Origin of the sequence: Sorangium sp. So ce296 (genome assembly GCF_051529605.1) — a bacterium.
GTDB classification, from domain to species: domain Bacteria; phylum Myxococcota_A; class Polyangia; order Polyangiales; family Polyangiaceae; genus Sorangium; species Sorangium cellulosum_D.
In genome coordinates, this window is the sequence record NZ_CP150325.1 from 12,806,463 (window position 1) to 12,824,314 (window position 17,852).

Below are 17,852 nucleotides of genomic sequence, written 5' to 3' on the forward strand. Positions count from 1 at the left end.
AGAGGCGCCGGCCGCGCCGGCCGCGCCGGCAGGCCGGCCGGGGCCGCGGCGCGGCCCCGGCGCCGACCTCACCGGCGGGCGGGCTCGCGCGGGAGCGCGGCCGCCCTGGCGTCGAACGAGCAGGTCAGGCCGCAGACGTTGTTCGCCGTGCCGACGCAGCGGTCGTCCCACGCGTTGTTGCAGCAGTACGGATCCTGCGCGCAGACCTCCGAGACGCACCAGTCGCACCCGGCGTCGAGCGCGACGCCGGTGTCGCACACGTCGTGGCTGCAACCGCAGGAGAGGCCGCACGCCGACGCCGCCTGGTCCACGCAGCGCGCGTCCCACGCGTTGTTGCAGCAGTACGGATCCGCCGCGCACACCGCGCTCGCGCACGGATCGCACGACGGGTCGAGCCCCTCGCCCGCCGAGCACAGGTCGTGGCTGCACGCCTGCGTGCAGGTCAGCCCGCAGGTGTTCGCGGCCTGCTCGACGCACGCGCGATCCCACGAGTTGTTGCAGCAGTACGGATCCGCCGCGCACACCGCCTGAGCGCACGGGTCGCACTGCGCATCGAGCGCGCCCCCGGGCGAGCACAGGTCGTGCGCGCAGGCGTCCTGGCACACGACGCCGCAGGTGTTCGCGGCCTGCTCGACGCACACCCGATCCCACTCGTTGGAGCAGCAGTACGGATCCGCCGCGCACACCGCCTGAGCGCAGGGGTCGCACGCCGGGTCGAGCGGCGCGCCCGGGTCGCAGACCTCGTGCTCGCAGGTCGGGCACGACCCGCAGTCCAGCGAGCAGCTGCCGCAGTCCTCGCCCTCGCCGCACACGCCGTCGCCGCAGGTGTCGACCTCGCAGGTCTCGCCGCAGATCGACGCGACCTCGTTCACGCACGCGCTGTCCCACGCGACGTCGCAGCAGTACGGATCCAGCTGGCAGATCGACGCGACGCACGGGTCGCAGGCCGGGTCGAGCGCACCGCCCTCCTCGCACTTCCTGTGCGCGCAGGAGGTCGTCTCCTCGCCGATGATGCGCACGTTGTCGATGTACCAGCCCTCGAGGTCGTTGATGGCGCCGTCGATCGTGTCGAAGCTGAACGCGATGGTGATGCGCCGATCCGCGAAGCCCGCCAGCGACTCGAAGCGCGGCTCGAACGTGCCGTTCGTCCACGAGGTCGTCCTCGGGAACACCGCCACGTTGCCGGGATCGTCGATGTCGGTCACGACGATGGTCGCCGCGTCGTAGTACAGGCCGCCCTCGACCTGGATGAACTGGTCGACGACGAGGAACGGGCTCGACACGCCGGTGAGATCGATGACCGGCAGCGTCAGCGTGCCCGCGTTCGTCGTGCCCGTGTCGTAGGTGCCGGTCTCCTCCAGGCCGTACCAGAACGACCGCTCGCCCTCGGACGCGCGGCGCGTGGTGATGTGCCACAGGCCGTCGGAGCTCCAGCCGCCCGAGTCGCCCTCGAAGCCCTCCGAGTACACAACGAGGCCGCCCTCGGTCGTGACCTGGACGTTGTTCGACACGGGCCCGACGTTGCCCGCCTCGTCGACGGCGCGCATGGCGACGTACACGGTCGCGGAGGGCGGCAGGCCCTCGACCTGCGCCTGCACCAGCCAGCCGGCCGGCTGCGCCGGCGGCGCCGACGTCAGCTTCGCGGAGGCGAAGTTGCTGTCGTCCATCGGGTACAGCGACCAGCGGATCTCGTACGCCGTCGGCGTGCCCTCGAGCCCGTCGTCGCCGGGAGAGGTGAACTGCACGACCGCCGACGTGGCCCCGGCGTCGATCGCGGTCAGATCCGTGACCTGCCCCGGCGGCGTGACGTCGGTGGTGAGCGCGAAGGTCAGCCCGTGCAGCTGGGCGGAAGCCCAGAGGGCGCCCCAGTGGAGCGTCCCGTTCTCCAGGTTGCCGTCGTCGTCGTCGCGCAGGAACACCTCGCGCACGGCCGTCGGGATGTCGGGCGCGTTCGACGGGAAGGAGGGCAGCACCAGGGCGCGGGCGAGCGCGTCGCCGGCCGCCTCGCCGAGCTCGCCGATCAGGTTGGCGCGGGCGTGCCACACGAAGCCGGCCCACGACTGCCCGAGGCTGTGCGCCTCGTCCCAGCCGCCCGGCGGATACACGTAATCGTTGTCGCACGTGCGGATCAGCCCGCCGTCGTCGGTGATCCCCCCGCCGACGATCGGGTCCTTGAGCAGCAGGCAAGCCAGCGTGTCGCCCCACCCCTCCGACAGACCGCCGTCGTAGATCCCGCCGAACCGATCGTCGACGAAGTGGCCGTACTCGTGGGCGATCACGCTGTCGATCGCGGAGTTGTTGCAGCCGCCGCCCGACAGGAAGAAGTTGATGCTGATCGCGCCAGGATCGTAGTACGCGTTGCAGAAATCGTTCAGGTTGACGTTGGTCGGCAGCGGCTCGCCGAGGGCGTCCGGCGCGAGGCCGTTCGCCTCGAGGAACGAGCGCGCCGCGTCCACGTAGCGATAGGCGGTGGTCTGCGCGATCTCCTGCTCGCCCGCGCCGGCCGACGAGAACGCGAGGCCGACCCCCGGGGCCGCCGCGGCGGCGGCCACGAGGTTCGGCCCCGACACGTTCTGGACCGTCGCCGCGCGGCCGTTCAGCGTCGCCTGGAGGGGCGAGCCGAGCGGCACGTCGAGGCTGAAGGCCCCCGCGGCGTCGGCGTGGACGAGGGTCCCGGGGCCCGTGACGCGCGCGTGCGGGAGGCTCGTCTGCGCGACGGCGCCGCCGGACGCGCCCGGGGCGCCGCCGCTCACCGTGAAGCCGGACACCGAGCCGCTCACGACCTCGAACACGCGGTCGTCGATCGTGAGGACCCGGCCGGCGGAGGGGCCGTTGGCGATCACGAGCACGCGCTCGTGGCGGCCGACGAGGCTGATGTCCCAGACCATCTGGAGCGCGCCCGCGATCGGGCGGATCACCCGCTCGGCCTTCGCCACGCGCGCGTCCGGCTGCGCGCGCAGGACCGTCCGGGCGAGCGCGTTCGCGCGCTCCTCGCCGACCTTGTCCTCCGTGTCGACGGCGGCGTCCTGGTAGAGGTGGTGGCTCGACGCCGCCAGCTTGCTCCCGCCGTTCCGGTCGGCGCGCAGGGTCAGGTTCAGGTACGTGCCGAAGATCGGCACGCCGTCGCGGACCTGACGGTAGCTCACATGGCTGAGGGTGGCGCGGGCCGGAGTGCGCTCGACATGCTGGCTCGCGGTCTCGAAGTCGCTCGCGGTGAGCGGGCCGAGCGCGATCTTCAGCTCGTCCTTCACCAGCGGCAGCACGTCGGCCGCGTTCAGCGAGCGCGTGGCCGGAAGCGCGATGTCCCTGCCCTGGTGCACACGGCCGCCCTTCACCTCGCGGCCGTACGTCTTGGCCGCCTGGGGGGGGTTGCTGGCGGGAGCCGCGATGGAAGAGGGGGTGTCCTCGCCGCCGCAGCCCGCCATCCCGAGCCCCAGAAGAAAGAGAGATACCAGTCCACGATAACTACGCATTCATCCCTCCGATCGTACTTGATCAGGTTCGAATTAGGACAATGACAACCATGCAGCGACCAGCCGGTCCGCCGCCGCATCGACGCGCGATGATTCGCGATCTCACACCCGCGCGCCCGGCGTCGGCCGGGCGATCGCGCGGCCGGCAGGCGGCGGCGAGCTGCCGTCTCGGGAGAGGCGGCGGCGCCATCGCTTGCGGTCTGCGATCTCAGCGGCTTGCTGCGCGCGTAAGAAAAGCGGCGTCGCTCAGAGGAGCGCCGCCCTAGTCTTCACCTCGAAGCAATTGCACGCGATGTACCAACGACGTCGCTCCCTCCCCCGCGCCGTGGCGTTCACGAGTTAGAGCCAAAATCAGAACGTTCCTTGGCTCAGGCGCGCTGGCCAAACGCTGGCCGGCCAGCTGGCCGGCCGCGTCGCGACATTGCACCTTGCGTACTTGAGCAAGAAGTTGCGGCAGTTCCTGGAGAAACCGCGCCTCCCGCCGCGCGTACGCAGGCGGCGCGCGTCGGAAAGCTGCGGTGGGCCCAGGGCGCGAGCGCCCCTCGCGCCGGCCGGCGCGGCGGTGCTCCCGGTGGGCGGCGGAAGCAGTAGACTCGCCCGGGTGAGCCGCTCCCCCGGGCGCCGTGGCGCTGTCCCCTCGCAGCTCTCGCTGTTCGGCGAGGCGCCGCGGCCGGCCGCCGCCGAGGCGCCCGCGGCGCCGGAGCCCGACGCGATGGCCGCGGTCTACGACGACGCCGCCCGCCTCGCGGCGCGGCTGCCGGCAGGGCTGCACCTCGGCACGAGCTCGTGGAGCTTCCCGGGCTGGCAGGGCCTCGTCTACGCCGGGCGGCGGAGCACGGAGGAGCTCGCGCGCGACGGCCTCGCCGAGTACGCGCGCCACCCGCTGCTCACGACGGTCGGCATCGACCGGAGCTTCTACGCCCCCATCCCCGACAGCGACTTCCTTCGTTATAGAGCGCAGCTGCCGGACGGCTTCCGCTGCGTGCCGAAGGCGCTGCACGCCGTCGTGTCCCAGACGCTCCAGCGCTCCGAGGCGCGGCCGGACGGCGACGAGGGGCGCGGCGCGAACCGCGGCCGCGCCGAGCCGAACCCGGACTTCCTGTCGGTCCCGCTCTTCCTGTCGCGCGTCGCCGCGCCGCTGCTCTCGGTCTTCCGGCCGCACGCGGGGCCGGTGCTGCTCGAGCTGCCGCCGGTCGGCCCGCCCCACCGGCTCCCGCCGCGCGCCTTCTTCGAGCGGCTCGACGCCTTCCTCGGCGCGCTGCCGCGCGAGCTCGCCTACGCCGTCGAGCTCCGGGAGCGGGCGTATCTCACCGGCGAGTACCGGGAGATCCTCGGCGCGCACGGGGTCGCCCACACCTACAGCTACTGGCGCAACATGCCGTCTCCCGGCGCGCAGGCGGAGGTGGTGCCCGTCTCGAACGCGCCGTTCGCCATCGTCCGGCTCTTGCTCGGGCCCGGTCGCCGCTACGAGGCAGAGCAGCGGCGGTTCCACCCGTTCAACCGGATCGTCGAGCCCGATCCCGCCATGCGCGCGGAGGTCGCGCGGCTCCTCTGCGAGGCCGCGGCGCTGCGCGTCGAGAGCTTCGTGCTGGTGAACAACAAGGCCGAGGGCTCGGCCCCCCTCACCGTGCGCGCCATCGCCGAGGAGGTCGCCGCGGCGTGGCAGGGGCCCACCGCGGCCGCAGACGGGTGATCCGACCCGGGCCGATCGCCCGCCGCTCCGCAGGAGGGCGCTGGCCGCGCGCCGCGCCTCGGCCGCCCGCCGCGCCGCAGGAGGGCGCCGGCCCGCCGCGCGCCGCGGCGGGAACAGGCTGGAAAGGCACCCCGCGCGGGCGGCCCCGGGGCCGGCGCGGCGCGCTCCTCAGGATTCCGGGGCGCGAAAAGGGCTCTCCTCGCCGCGTCATCCGTGCAACACCTCGCGCGCCGCGGCCCGCGCGCCGGCCGCGGCAGCGGACGCGCACAGCGCTTGGAGGTGCCCAGTGAAACGCAGTGAAGCTCCGGCCCGCGCCGACGTCGTCATCGTCGGCGCCGGCCACAACGGTCTCGTCGCCGCCGTCCTCCTCGCCCGCCGCGGGCTCGACGTCGTGGTGCTCGAGGAGAAGGACGCCGTGGGCGGCGCGGTGAAGACCGAGCGCCCCTTCAAGAAGGCGCCGTCCCTGGGCGTCTCGAGCGGCGCCTACCTGCTCGGGCTCGCCCCGCCCGAGCTGCTCGGCGAGCTCGGCGTCTCGCTCCCCCTCCGGCGGCGCGATCCGCACTATTTCCTCCCGACGACCGACCGGCGCTACCTGCTCTTCGGCTCGGACCAGGCCGCGATGAAGCGGCAGTTCCTCGAGTTCTTCTCCCAGGAGGACTGGGACGCGAACAGCGCCCTCCAGGCCGAGCTCGCCGCGCTCCGGGACGACATCGCCCCGACCTGGCTCGAGGAGCCGCTCTCCATCGAGGAGACCGCGGAGCGCTACGTGCGGCCCGCCCTCCGGCAGACGTTCGTGGCGCTCTGCCGGGGCACGATCTCCGACTACCTCGCGCGGTTCCCCTGGAAGAGCGATCTCCTCCAGGCGATGTACGCCGCGACCGACGCCTTCTCGGGGCTCGCGGGCGGCTTCGACACGCCCGGCACCGGGATGAACTTCCTCGTCCACAACATGTGCCGCCTCCCGGGCGGGGACGGGACGTGGATGATCGTCGAGGGCGGCATGGGCACGGTCACCCGCCTCTTCGCCGACAAGGCGCGGGCCGAGGGCGCCACGATCGTCACCGGCGCCCGCGTCGCGCAGATCGAGTCGTCCGGGGGCGCCGTCTCCGGGGTGCTCCTCGAGGACGGCGCGCGCATCGCCGCCCGGGCGGTCGTCTCGAACGCCGATCCGTTCCGCACCCGCGCGCTGGCCGGCGGCGCGGCGATCGGGGCGGCGCTGTCGGCGCGGCTCGACGCGCTCGCGAAGGACGGCTCCACGCTCAAGGTCAACATGGCGCTGACCGGCCTGCCCCGGTTCACCTGCCTCCCGGAGGACCGCGGGCAGTTCGGGCCGACCATCCACCTCCTGCCGGACGAGGACGTCGTGATGGACGTGCTGCGCCAGGCCCACCGCGGCGCGATGAGCGGGCGTCTGCCCGAGTTCCCCGCGATCGAGTGGTACTTCCACACGCCGATCGACCCGAGCCTGCGCGACGCGGAGGGGCACCACAACGCCGCGCTCTTCGTGCAGTGGGTGCCCTACGCGCTCGCGAGCGGCGAGACGTGGGACCAGGCCGCCCCGCGCTACGTGAAGCACCTCCTCTCGATCTGCGACCGGTTCGCGCCGGGGATGAGCGATCTCGTGCTGGAGACGTTCACGCTGGCGCCGCCGGACATCGAGCGGCACTTCGGGATCACGCGGGGGCACATCCACCACATCGACAACGGCTTCGGCTTCGCCGATCGCGTGCCCTACCGGTTCGGGCTCGCCGGGCTCTACTCGTGCAGCGCCGGCACGCACCCGGCCGGGTCGGTGATCGGCGCGGCGGGGCACAACGCCGCCAAGGCCGCGCTCGCCGACCTCGGCAAGTGACCCGGGCGGCGGGCGCGGGGGCGCTCCCGGTCGCACTCCTGCGCGACCGGGCCCTGCACCTGCTCGGAAGGGGGTCACACCCCGTCGGACCGCTGCGACGCTGACGCGGCGGCGCAGGAGAGACCGTGGTCGAGCCTCCAGCTACCCCGTCGTGGCGATCCTCACCGGACGGTGAATTTTGGTAAGGTCTACCGCATCTGTAGCGGGAGGCCACGAGCTCTGGACCGTGCAGCTCGACGGGCGCGGCCCGGTGGCCATGGGCCTTTGCAACGTGCTTTGTGCTGCACGTCAACGCCTCTCATGCCGACACGACGCCGACCCGCGGCGCGGCCGCCTCAAGGAGGGAATTTCGATGCTGGAGAGCCGATCACGATGCCTCTTGTCCGTGCTGTGCACCCTGGGGCTGGCGGGGTGCGCCATGGACGCGCCGGATCCATCGGGCGCATTGGAAGAGCAGGAACCTTCCGGCACGTCGGCCGAGGCGCTCACGGCGAGCCCGGGCGAGCACCTCTGGAGCCGGCGGTTCGGGGGCGCGCTCGATCAGCTCGCGGAGGACGTCGCCCTGGATCCCCAGGGAAACCTCCTGGTGGTGGGGCGCTTTTCGGGGAGCCTGGTCCTCGACGGCCTCGTGTTGACCAGCGCGGGCGGCGCGGACGTCTTCGCGGTGAAGATCAACGCGGGGGGCGTCCCGCTCTGGGCCCGGCGCTTCGGCGGCGCTGCCGACGAAGGGGCGACGCTCGCGGCGGTGGACGACCAGGGTGAGGTGGTGATCCACGTGGTGGGAAGTCAGCCGGTCGATTTCGGCGGAGGGCCGGTCGAGACCGCGTCGGCGGCGCTGATCAAGCTCGACGCCACAGGCAGCCATGTCTGGAGCCGCAGCCTGGGCGCGGTCGCGACCGCGCTCGCGGTGGACGGCACGAGCCATGTCCTGGTGGCCGGCACCTACACGGAGCTCGCGGATCTGGGGCTCGGGCCGATGCCGGCGTTCGGCTCCGACATCTTCGTGGCGCGGCTCGACGCCGGCGGCACCACCCTCTCGAGCTGGCGCTTCGGGGCGGAAGGCAACCAGGTGGCGCGCGCGGTCGCCGCCGACAGCGCGGGCAACGTGATCCTCGCCGGCGACTTCAACCCGCGCATTTTCCTCGGGGGCGAGGACCTCTATGCGCTTGGCTCCCGCAGCGCGTTCCTCGCGAAGCTCGACGCCGGAGGGTTCCACGTCTGGAGCCAGATGCTGCCGTCCGACAGCTGGTACAACTCGAGCGTCAACGCCCTCGCCGTCGACGGCGCCGACAACATCGTCGCCACGGGCTGGGACGGCGGCGGCGGCGCGAGCGGCAGGGCGCTGAGCGTGTTCAAGGTGGCCCCCGACGGCGCGGTGCTCTGGAGCCGGTTCTACTGGGGCACGCCCGCGGAGCCGGGAGATGATGCCGTCGGCGCGTGGCCCGGCAGGAGCATCGGGACGGACGCGGAGGGCAACGTGGTCGTGGCGACCGATCCGACCGGGATCAACCCGCGGTCGGGGTTGACGATCGATCTCGGCGGAGGGCCGCTGCCGTTCGGCGCCCTCCTCCTGAAGCTCGATTCCTCGGGCGATCACGTGTGGAGCCGAAGCTGGGCCAGGACGTCCCGGCCCGAGCTCGCCGTCGCTCCTGGAGGCAGGGTGTTCGTCGGCGGCTCGTTCACGGGCACGCTGGACTGCGGCGGCTGGCCGCTGACGAGCGCGGGTGGAGCCGACATGTTCCTGGCGAAGCTCGCCCCCTGAAGAGCCACCGCGCGCCGGCCTCGCCCTCCGCGCAGCCACGGCGCGCCGGCGCCTGTCGCCGCGTCGTGGAGCTTCGCGCTCGGGTGGGTGACGCGGTGCGACCGGCGCTACCCGCCGGCGCCCAGGCCCCCGCCGGTGCCCAGGCCTCCGCCGGTGCCCAGGCCCCCGCCGGTGCCCAGGCCTCCGCCGGTGCCCAGGCCTCCGCCGGTGCCCAGGTCCCCGCCCGTGCCGAGGTCCCCGCCCGTGCCGAGGTCCCCGCCCGTGCCGAGGTCCCCGCCGGCCCCGAGCCCGCCGGCGCCCAGCCCGCCGGCACCGCCCAGCCCGCCGGCGCCCTGGTCGCCGGGCCCCGTTCCGTCGTTGCTCCGCCCGCCGTCGCCCTGCGCGCCGGCCCCTGACGCGGGGCCGCCGTTACCGCTGTTCTGCCCGCCGGGAGGCGTCGTGGGCGGCGCCGAGGGCGGGCTCGGGGGCGGGAGGTCCGACGGCGATGGATCGTTGATGCACGCGGCGCCGATGAGCGCCGACACGAGCAAAGGCAGCCGCAGGAGCCGGCGCCGCAGGGGCATGGAAGACATCGAACGCATCGTTGCACCGTGCCTTTCTGGTCGGGTTTCCGGACACATGGAGCGAAGGCGGTCGCATGCCCAGTGTCCCGGCGCTCGAGGCGCTCCTCCGGCGCGCGACGTCGCTGCAGTGGGGGCGGCCCGTGGCGCCGGCCGCCCACCGCGGCGCACCTCGCGGCACGGCCCCGGACGGGCGATCAGCTGGCCGCGCGCACGACGCGTCCCTGCGTCGTCAGCACCGCGCGCTCGCACGGCGCGCCCACGTCCGCGCCGACGGCGACGCGCGCGCCGGGCCACACCACGCACCCGCGCAGCGCCCCGGCCCCCTCGACCCGCGCGCCCGCGCCGACGATGCTGCCGGTCACGTCCACGCCCTCGGCCACGGACGCCCCCGGGCCGACGTAGCTCGGCAGGCCGCGCTGGGCGAGCCAGCGCGCGCTCGCCGCGAGGTAGGCGGCGAGCGTACCGATGTCGTGCCACACGGCGGGCGCCGCGAACGTCGCGAGCGGCCGCCCCTCGCGCAGCCACGGCAGGTACACGTCCCCGACCATGCAGCCGCGCGGCGGCAGCCGCCGCCGGATCGCCTCGCCGACCACCTGCACGCCCACGAAATCGCCGCCCGCGACCTCCTCGCCGAAGCGCTCGCCGCGCAGCCGGACCACCTCGCCCCGGCCGCCGACGCCCACCGTCCCCTCGCCGGCCGGCCGCGGCGCCACCGCGAGCGTCGCGGCCGCGCCGCGCTCGCCGTGCGCCGCCCGGAGCGCCGCCACGTCGAGGTCGATGAGGATGTCGCCGTTCCAGAGCACCACGTCGCCGTCGCCGAGCGCGCCCGCCGCGTTCGCGAGGCCCCCCGCGGTGCCGAACGGCTCCGGCTCGTGCAGGACCTCGACCGGCAGCGGGAACGCCGCGAGCAGGTCGCGCGTGAAGCGCTCCGCGAGGTGGGACTTGTTCAGCGCGGCGCGCCGGACGCCGCCCGCGGCGAGCTGCCCGGCGATGTGCGCGACGAGCGGGCGATCGCCGAGCCACAGGAGCGGCTTCGGCAGCTCGTCGGTGAGCGGGCGGAGCCGGGTCCCGAGCCCCGCCGCCAGGATCATGGCAGAGGCCATGCGCCGGAGGATCGCCCCCTCCGCGAGGAACGTCCAAGAAATCGAGGGGGCGACCGCGGATAGCTCCGTGCGTGCATCGACGAGCGTCGGACGGAGCTCGGCTCCGAGTCACGTCGCAGGGCTGGGACCGATCCGCGCGGCGCACGTGGTCGACGCGGTCGTGGCGCCAGAGCGGTTCCGCACCAAGCAGCCGTTTTGGAGCCAACGCGGTCTGGGGCTGGTCACCAACTTATTTGGTCAAAGCCGCTGAGCTATTCTAGAACCGCCCGTACGAAAAATCCCGATCGGCCTGTATGGACAAGCCCTAAAAACTCGTCGTCGCACGTCTGCGTACGAGCGGCCGAGCTACGTCCGGGATCCTCACCGCCGAAGACATTCAGGTCGCCCCGCGTCGCCCCTATCGACGACGCACGAGAGAAGTCAGCGAACATGCAACCTTTCACGCTGCCCGACTTCTACATGCCGTATCCGGCGCGCATCAATCCGCACCTCGAAGGTGCGCGCGCGCACACCAAGGGCTGGTCCTACGAGATGGGTATCCTGGAGGAGAACCCGCAAGGAAAACCCATCTGGACCGAGAGCGACCTCGACGCGCACGACTACGCGCTGCTCTGCGCGTACACCCACCCCGACGCGCCCGCGCCCGAGCTCAATCTGATCACGGATTGGTATGTCTGGGTGTTCTTCTTCGACGATCATTTCCTCGAAATCTACAAGCGCACCAAGGACATGCGCGGCGCGAAGGCGTACCTCGATCGCCTGCCGCTCTTCATGCCCGTCGTGCCCACGGGGACGCCGCCGGAGCCGACGAACGTGGTCGAGCGCGCGCTCGCGGACCTCTGGGCGCGGACCGTCCCGCTCACCTCGGTCCACTGGCGCGAGCGCTTCCTCGAGGCGACGAAGAACCTGCTGCTCGAATGCATGTGGGAGCTCGCCAATATCCAGGAGAACCGCGTCGCGAACCCGGTCGAATACATCGAGATGCGCCGCAAAGTAGGCGGCGCGCCCTGGTCCGCGGGCCTCGTCGAGATCGCCGTGGGCGCCGAGGTCCCGGCCGCCGTCGCCGCGACGCGCCCCCTCGAGGTCCTGCGCGACACGTTCTCGGACGGCGTCCACCTGCGCAATGACCTGTTCTCGTACCAACGGGAGGTCGAGGAGGAAGGGGAAAACGCCAACTGCGTGCTCGTCCTCGAGCGTTTCCTCGGCGTCCCCACGCAAAAAGCAGCCGATTTGACGAACGAGATCCTGACGTCGCGGCTCCAGCAGTTCGAGAACACGGCGCTCGTCGAGGTGCCGGCGCTCTGCGTGGAGTACGGGCTCACGCCGGCCCAAGCCCTCGACGTCGCCAAGTATGTGAAGGGGCTGCAGGATTGGCAGTCCGGCGGGCACGAATGGCACATGCGATCGAGCCGCTACATGAACAAAAACGCGGACAAATCCGCGAGCGCCCCCGATTTCCTCGGGACGCCGACGGGGCTCGGCACCTCGGCGTTCCGGATCAGGCTCACCCCCGGCGCCCTGGGTTTGCAGCGGCTCAAGACCCTCACCCACCCCCCGTTCCGGCCCGTGGGCAGGATGCCGCTCCCGAAGATCTACATGCCATTCAAGCTCCGCTTGAGCCCGCACCTGCCCGCGGCGCGCCGGAACACCCTCGAGTGGGCCCGCAAGTTCGGGATGCTCGACGTGGTGCCGGGCGTCTTCGGCTCCGGGATCTGGGACGAGCGCAGGTTCATCGGCTTCGATTTTCCCATCTGCGCCGCGGGAATTCACCCGGACGCGTCCCCGCACGAGCTCGATCTGAGCTCGGGTTGGCTGACGTGGGGGACGTACGGCGACGATTACTTCCCGCTGGTGTTCGGCGCGACGCGGGACATGGCGGGCGCGAAACGGTTCAACGCGCGGCTCTCGATGTTCATGCCCCTCGACTGCGCGGGCGCCCCGGCGCCCGAGAACCCGGTGGAGAGCGGCCTGCTGGATCTCTGGATCCGCACAGCCTCCCCCATGTCGATGAGGTCGCGGCAGACGCTCCGCCGCAGCATCGAGAACATGACCGGGAGCTGGCTCTGGGAGCTCCTGAACCAGACCCAAAACCGGATCCCGGATCCGGTCGACTACGTCGAGATGCGCCGCAAGACGTTCGGCGCCGATCTCACGATGGGCCTGTCCAAGCTCACGCTCGGCGACGTGGTCCCGGCCGAGGTCTTCCGCACGCGGACGATGCGAGGGCTCGACAACACCACGGCCGACGTGGGCGGGTGGATCAACGATCTCTATTCGTACCGCAAGGAGATCGAGTTCGAGGGCGAGCTCAGCAACCTCGTGCTGGTCGTCGAGCGGTTCCTCGAATGCGACGCGCAGCGGGCCAAGGAGGTCGTCAATGATCTGATCACGGCGCGTGTGCTGGAGTTCGAGCACATCGTCGCGACCGAGCTGCCCCGCATCCTCGACGAGTTCGACCTCGACAAGGCGGCCCGCGAGGCCGTGCTCGGATACGTCGAGAAGCAGCGAACGTACATGGCTGGCGTCCTCAACTGGCACGTCGCGACGAGCCGGTACGTGGACGCGGAGCTCGAGCGCCACCCGATCGAACGAGCGATCGAGGGCGCGCGTGGGTTTGGCGCCTCTGCGGCGCGTATCAGCAGCTTCTTCGGCGCCGGAAAAGCCGGTGCCGCGGCTCCTGCTGCGAAGGCGGATCTTTCGATGGGTACGGCCCGGTCCGTGCCGGTGAAGCACGGGCGGTCCTAACCGTCCGGGAAAGAGGGACTCATGTCTATCTCAGGGAAGTTGGGTTCGATCGATCAGCAGCAGACCAGCCTCGCGACGGCGGCCGCGAGGCAGCTCGCCACGACCACCAAGTCGGCGCCGCAGATGCAGGGCATCTCGTCGCGGTGGCTGCTCAAGCTCCTGCCGTGGGTGCACGTCAACGGCGTATACCGCGTGAACCGCCGCCTGAGCTATGCGGTGGGCGACGGGCGCGTGACGTTCACGAGCACCGGCGCGAAGATCCACGTCATCCCGCAGGAGCTCTGTGAGCTGCCGCTCCTCCGCGGTTACGAGGACGTCGAGGTCCTCACCGCGCTGGCGAACCGCTTCGTGCAGCGTGAATACAAGCCCGGCGACGTCATCTCCGAGCGCGGCAAGGAGGCCGATCACATCTGCCTCATCGCGCACGGCAAGATCAACAAGATCGGCGCGGGCAAGTACGGCGATGAGACGGTGCTCGCGGTCCTCGCGGACGGCGACCATTACAGCTACCAGGCGCTCCTGGAGACGCAGGATTACTGGACGTTCACGGCCAAGGCCGTCACGGCGGTCACGGTGCTGACGCTCCAGCAGAACGTCTTCGAGGAGCTCGTCGCCCAGTACCCGTCGCTGAAGCAGCACCTCGAGAACTTCAAGGCGCTCGCCACGAAGAAGCAGGACAACACGGGCGAGGCGGCGATCGAAATCGCGGCGGGCCACTCCGGCGAGCCCGTCCTCCCCGGCACCTTCGTCGATTACGAGACCTCGCCCCGCGAGTACGAGCTCAGCGTGGCGCAGACCGTGCTCCAGATCCACACGCGCGTCGCGGATCTGTTCAATGAGCCGATGAACCAGACGGAGCAGCAGCTCCGCCTGACCATCGAGGCCCTGAAGGAGACCCAGGAGCACGAGCTCATCAACAACCGCGAGTTCGGCCTCCTGCACAACGCCGACCTGAAGCAGCGCATCCACACCCACAGCGGCCCCCCGACGCCGAACGACATGGACGAGCTCCTCGCCACGGTCTGGAGGGAGCCGTCGTTCTTCCTCGCGCCCCCGCGCGCCATTGCGGCGTTCGGCCAGGAGTGCAGCCGCCTCGGCATCTATCCGCAGAGCGTCGAGGTGAACGGCAACCACGTCCCGGCGTGGCGCGGCGTGCCGATCTTCCCGTGCAACAAGATCCCGGTCTCGGAGACGCGGACGACCTCGATCCTGCTCGTGCGCGCGGGCGAGAAGAACCAGGGCGTCATCGGCCTGCACCACGCCGGCATTCCGGACGAGGTCGAGCCGAGCCTCAACGTGCGCTTCATGGGGATCAACGAGAAGGCCATCATGTCGTACCTCGTCAGCCTCTATTACTCGGCGGCCGTGCTGGTCCCCGACGCGCTCGGCGTCCTGGAGAGCGTCGAGATCGGACGCGCCTACGAATGAGACGCGAGCGGTAGGCGCTCCGCGTGTGCCCCGCACAAACGCGGGGGATACGCGGAGCGCTCTGCTCTCCGAAGCGCGCAGAAGGAAAGGCACATCATGGCAAACGCCGAAACACCTGGGATCGGGAACGAGGTAGAGCGTTCGAGCCTCGGGACGCTGGGGGCGCGAAAGCTCGCGACGACGACCAAGTCGCATCCGCAGATGCAGGGGATCACGTCCCGGTGGCTCTTGCGGGTCTTGCCCTGGATCGAGGTCACGGGCGGCACGTATCGCGTGAACCGCCGCCTGAGTTATGCCATCGGCGACGGGCGGTTGAGCTTCGGCAACGTCGGGGCGAATGTGCAGGTGATCCCGCAGGAGCTCTGCGAATTGCCGCTCTTGCAAGGCTTCTCGGACGACGACGTGCTCGACGCCCTGGCGAGCCGGTTCATCCAGCGGGAGTACAAGCCCGGCGCGCTGATCGCCGAGCGCGGAAAACCCGCGGAGACGATCTTCCTGCTCGCGCACGGGAAGGCGCAGAAGCTCGGCGTCGGCAAGTACGGCGCCGACACGATCCTCGACGTCCTCGCGGATGGGGACCATTTCGGGGATCAGTCCGTCATCGAATCGAACGACGTCTGGACGTATTCGGTCAAGGCCGTCACGCCGTGCATCGTCCTCGAGCTGCCGCAGCGCGCCTTCGAGGAGCTGATCTCGCGATCCCCGGCGCTCCGCGCGCACGTCGAGTCGCTCAAGGAGCGGCTGAAGAAGCCGCAGGACAAGCTCGGACAGGCGGCGATCGCGATCACCGCCGGTCACGAGGGCGAGCGCGCGCTCCCGGGGACGTTCGTCGATTACGAGGCCGCGCCGCGTGAATACGAGCTCAGCGTCGCGCAGACGGTCCTCCGGCTCCACACGCGCGTCTCGGATCTCTTCAACGATCCGATGGATCAGCTCCAGGAGCAGCTCCGCCTGACCGTCGAGGCCCTGCGCGAGCGGCAGGAGCACGAGCTCATCAACAACCGCGACTTCGGCCTCCTGCACAACGCCGACCTGAAGCAGCGCCTCCATCCCCGGAGCGGCCGCCCGACGCCCGACGACATGGACGAGCTCCTCTGCCGGCGCCGCAAGTCGCAGTTTTTCCTGGCGCACCCGCGCACGATCGCCGCCTTCCACCGGGAGTGCAGTCGCCGCGGCGTCTACCCGACCAGCGTCGTGCTCTCCGGCGCGAGAGTCACGGCGTGGCGCGGCGTCCCGATCCTGCCTTGCGACAAGATCCCGATCAACGGGGACGACACGAGCTCCATCCTCGTCATGCGCACGGGGCAGGAGCATCAGGGCGTCATCGGCCTCCACCGCACGGGCCTCCCCGAGGAGATCGAGCCCGGCGTCTCGGCCCGCAAGATGGAGACCGACCCGAAGGCCATCAGCTCTTACCTCGTGAGCACGTACTACTCCGCCGCGGTGCTGGTGCCCGACGCTCTCGGCGTCCTTGAGAACGTGCAGATCGGGCGGTAGGCTCGTCAGCCTCGATGACGCTGCATCTCGACCTGCTCCTCCACAACCTCGTCGCGCTGTGCATCGCGATCGTGGTGCTCCTGCTCCTCTCGGAGCTCGTGGTCAGGCTGATCCATCGGGGCTACGCTTTCGTCTTGCGCTCGCCGACGCTGGAGCACGTCACGGCGGACGAGCGCAAATCGTTCCGGCGTCGCGTCCGTCGCCGCGCGCTCGTCTGGGTCGCGCTCGTCGGGGCCGTGCTCATCGGCGGCGCGGCGTTCGCCACGGTTCGCGGAATTCGCGCCCTCGACGTGGTGAAGAGCGCGCTCGTCGGGCTCGTCGGAGACGAGCCCGCGCTCGCCAAGACGCGGTTGCTCACCGCGCTCGGCATCGTCGTCGGCGCGCTCTTCGTCGACGCCCTCGCCCGGGGGCTCGCCGACGCGCTGGGAAAGGCGGTCGCGCGCTCGGACTGGCTGGCGAAGCGGCGCGAGCCGGTCGCAGAGGTCACGATACGCCTGCGCAAGGCGCTCCGCGTGGTCGTCCTCGGCGCCGCCGCGGTCGTCCTCACCGAGAAGCTCGCGCTCGCGCCGGGGCCCCAGCGCGCCGTATTGCTCGCCAGCTACACGCTGGGCGCGTTTTACGTGAGCCGCCTCGCGACGGGGATCGGATACCTCCTCCTCGACGTCATCTTCGACAACTCCACGAGGCTCGCCCGCGTCGAGAGCCCGCTCAGGTACCTCGGGAACCTGTCGCACCTGCTCGGGATCACGAAGCGCGTCGTCGATTATTGCGTGTACATCACGGCGGCGACGTGGGTCGCGGACGCGCTCACACCCGACACGTGGCTCTCGCAGGCGGGGCGGGTCGGGCTCCGGATCATCGCGATCGTTTATGCGAGCCGGGTCCTCGTCGAGATCTGCGTGCTCCTCATCAACGACCTCTTCCTCGGGAAGGTGGCGGAGGAGAACCCCCAGACGCTCCAGCAGCGAAAAACCCTGGTCCCTGTGGCCATGGGCTTCGTGCGGTACGCGATTTATTTCTCGGCTCTCGTGCTGGGCCTGCGCGAGGCGTCCGTCGATCCCACACCGCTGCTCGCCGGCGCCGGCGTCATCGGCGTGGCCATCGGCTTCGGCGCGCAGACGTTCGTGGGCGACATCGTGGCCGGCTTCTTCATCCTCTTCGAGAATCTGCTCCTCGTCGGGGATCTCGTGGAAATCGGCGGCATCCAGGGGCGCGTGGAGGAGATCGGCGTTCGCATCACGAAGATCCGCGACGAGATCGGCGTGCTCCATTCGATCCCGAACGGCGAGGTGCGCAAGGTCGCGAACCATTCGCGAACCTACGTGAACGCGGTGGTCGACGTGCACGTGCCTTACGAGGAGGACGTCCAGCGGGTGCGTGAGCTCCTCGCGAGGGTCGCCGAGAAGGAGGTCGAACTGCAGACGGGCGCTCCGGGGCAGGTGGACGTCGGCGTGGAGGAGCTCAACGAGGGTTCGATCGTCCTGCGTATCAGCGCGCGCGTGCCGCCCGGCAAGAACAAGGAAGTGAACGACGCGCTGCGCGGCCGCGTCGTGGAGGAGCTCTGCAAAGCTCAGGTCAGCGCGCCGCGCCCGCGCCGAGCCGTCCTCATCGACAGCACGCTTTCCGTCAAGAACCCGCCGAGGCGAGAAATCGAGGAATCCGCGCCCGTCACGCCTTTCTCGCCCGCGAGCGACGACTGACGAGCGGTTCGTCTCGCGGCCGTGCTCAGCCCCCGG

Annotated in this window: 10 protein-coding genes; 7 read left to right on the forward strand and 3 right to left on the reverse strand. The window is 71.2% G+C overall.

The genetic code is table 11. The features are described from left to right. Nucleotides 1-68 precede the first annotated feature (68 nt). Nucleotides 69-3,473: a hypothetical protein gene (locus WME98_RS47205; protein ID WP_437948147.1), complete on the reverse strand. Its 3,405-nt coding sequence runs from the start codon at nucleotides 3,471-3,473 to the stop codon at nucleotides 69-71. Nucleotides 3,474-4,074: 601 nt separating this feature from the next. Between WME98_RS47205 and WME98_RS47210 the strand changes: the two genes are divergently transcribed. From WME98_RS47210 to WME98_RS47220, 3 genes are all read left to right on the forward strand, one after another. Continuing rightward, nucleotides 4,075-5,166: a DUF72 domain-containing protein gene (locus WME98_RS47210; protein WP_437948148.1), complete on the forward strand. Its 1,092-nt coding sequence runs from the start codon at nucleotides 4,075-4,077 to the stop codon at nucleotides 5,164-5,166. 286 nt (nucleotides 5,167-5,452) lie between these two features. After that, a complete protein-coding gene (locus WME98_RS47215) occupies nucleotides 5,453-7,018 on the forward strand; it encodes a phytoene desaturase family protein (RefSeq protein ID WP_437948149.1) in 1,566 nt (521 codons plus the stop codon). A gap of 352 nt (nucleotides 7,019-7,370) precedes the next feature. Further along, nucleotides 7,371-8,780 (forward strand): hypothetical protein, encoded by a 1,410-nt coding sequence (locus tag WME98_RS47220; protein WP_437948150.1) that lies wholly within the window; start codon nucleotides 7,371-7,373, stop codon nucleotides 8,778-8,780. Nucleotides 8,781-8,887: 107 nt separating this feature from the next. On the opposite strand, the gene WME98_RS47225 is transcribed toward WME98_RS47220, so the two are convergent. After that, nucleotides 8,888-9,352 (reverse strand): hypothetical protein, encoded by a 465-nt coding sequence (locus WME98_RS47225; protein ID WP_437948151.1) that lies wholly within the window; start codon nucleotides 9,350-9,352, stop codon nucleotides 8,888-8,890. A gap of 185 nt (nucleotides 9,353-9,537) precedes the next feature. Continuing rightward, nucleotides 9,538-10,446: a sugar phosphate nucleotidyltransferase gene (locus WME98_RS47230; RefSeq protein WP_437948152.1), complete on the reverse strand. Its 909-nt coding sequence runs from the start codon at nucleotides 10,444-10,446 to the stop codon at nucleotides 9,538-9,540. Between the two features lie 429 nt (nucleotides 10,447-10,875). Between WME98_RS47230 and WME98_RS47235 the strand changes: the two genes are divergently transcribed. From WME98_RS47235 to WME98_RS47250, 4 genes are all read left to right on the forward strand, one after another. Beyond that, complete coding sequence (locus WME98_RS47235; RefSeq protein WP_437948153.1) at nucleotides 10,876-13,191, forward strand: family 2 encapsulin nanocompartment cargo protein terpene cyclase; 2,316 nt, start codon at nucleotides 10,876-10,878, stop codon at nucleotides 13,189-13,191. A gap of 21 nt (nucleotides 13,192-13,212) precedes the next feature. Beyond that, nucleotides 13,213-14,619, forward strand: a complete 1,407-nt coding sequence (locus WME98_RS47240) for a family 2B encapsulin nanocompartment shell protein (protein WP_437948154.1) — start codon at nucleotides 13,213-13,215, stop codon at nucleotides 14,617-14,619. A 96-nt stretch (nucleotides 14,620-14,715) separates the two neighbouring features. Next, nucleotides 14,716-16,116, forward strand: coding sequence for a family 2B encapsulin nanocompartment shell protein (locus WME98_RS47245; protein WP_437948155.1), 1,401 nt, complete (start codon nucleotides 14,716-14,718; stop codon nucleotides 16,114-16,116). A 14-nt stretch (nucleotides 16,117-16,130) separates the two neighbouring features. Beyond that, nucleotides 16,131-17,816, forward strand: coding sequence for a mechanosensitive ion channel family protein (locus WME98_RS47250; protein WP_437948156.1), 1,686 nt, complete (start codon nucleotides 16,131-16,133; stop codon nucleotides 17,814-17,816). Nucleotides 17,817-17,852: the final 36 nt, after the last annotated feature.

What these genes read in the sequence shown, in the direction of transcription:
- WME98_RS47240 (WP_437948154.1), top strand. Translation starts at nt 13,213, where the DNA reads ATGTCTATCTCAGGGAAGTTGGGTTCGATCGATCAGCAGCAGACCAGC.
- WME98_RS47235 (WP_437948153.1), top strand. Translation starts at nt 10,876, where the DNA reads ATGCAACCTTTCACGCTGCCCGACTTCTACATGCCGTATCCGGCGCGC.
- WME98_RS47245 (WP_437948155.1), top strand. Translation starts at nt 14,716, where the DNA reads ATGGCAAACGCCGAAACACCTGGGATCGGGAACGAGGTAGAGCGTTCG.
- WME98_RS47250 (WP_437948156.1), top strand. Translation starts at nt 16,131, where the DNA reads ATGACGCTGCATCTCGACCTGCTCCTCCACAACCTCGTCGCGCTGTGC.
- WME98_RS47220 (WP_437948150.1), top strand. Translation starts at nt 7,371, where the DNA reads ATGCTGGAGAGCCGATCACGATGCCTCTTGTCCGTGCTGTGCACCCTG.
- WME98_RS47205 (WP_437948147.1), bottom strand. Translation starts at nt 3,473, where the DNA reads ATGCGTAGTTATCGTGGACTGGTATCTCTCTTTCTTCTGGGGCTCGGG.
- WME98_RS47225 (WP_437948151.1), bottom strand. Translation starts at nt 9,352, where the DNA reads ATGTCTTCCATGCCCCTGCGGCGCCGGCTCCTGCGGCTGCCTTTGCTC.
- WME98_RS47230 (WP_437948152.1), bottom strand. Translation starts at nt 10,446, where the DNA reads ATGGCCTCTGCCATGATCCTGGCGGCGGGGCTCGGGACCCGGCTCCGC.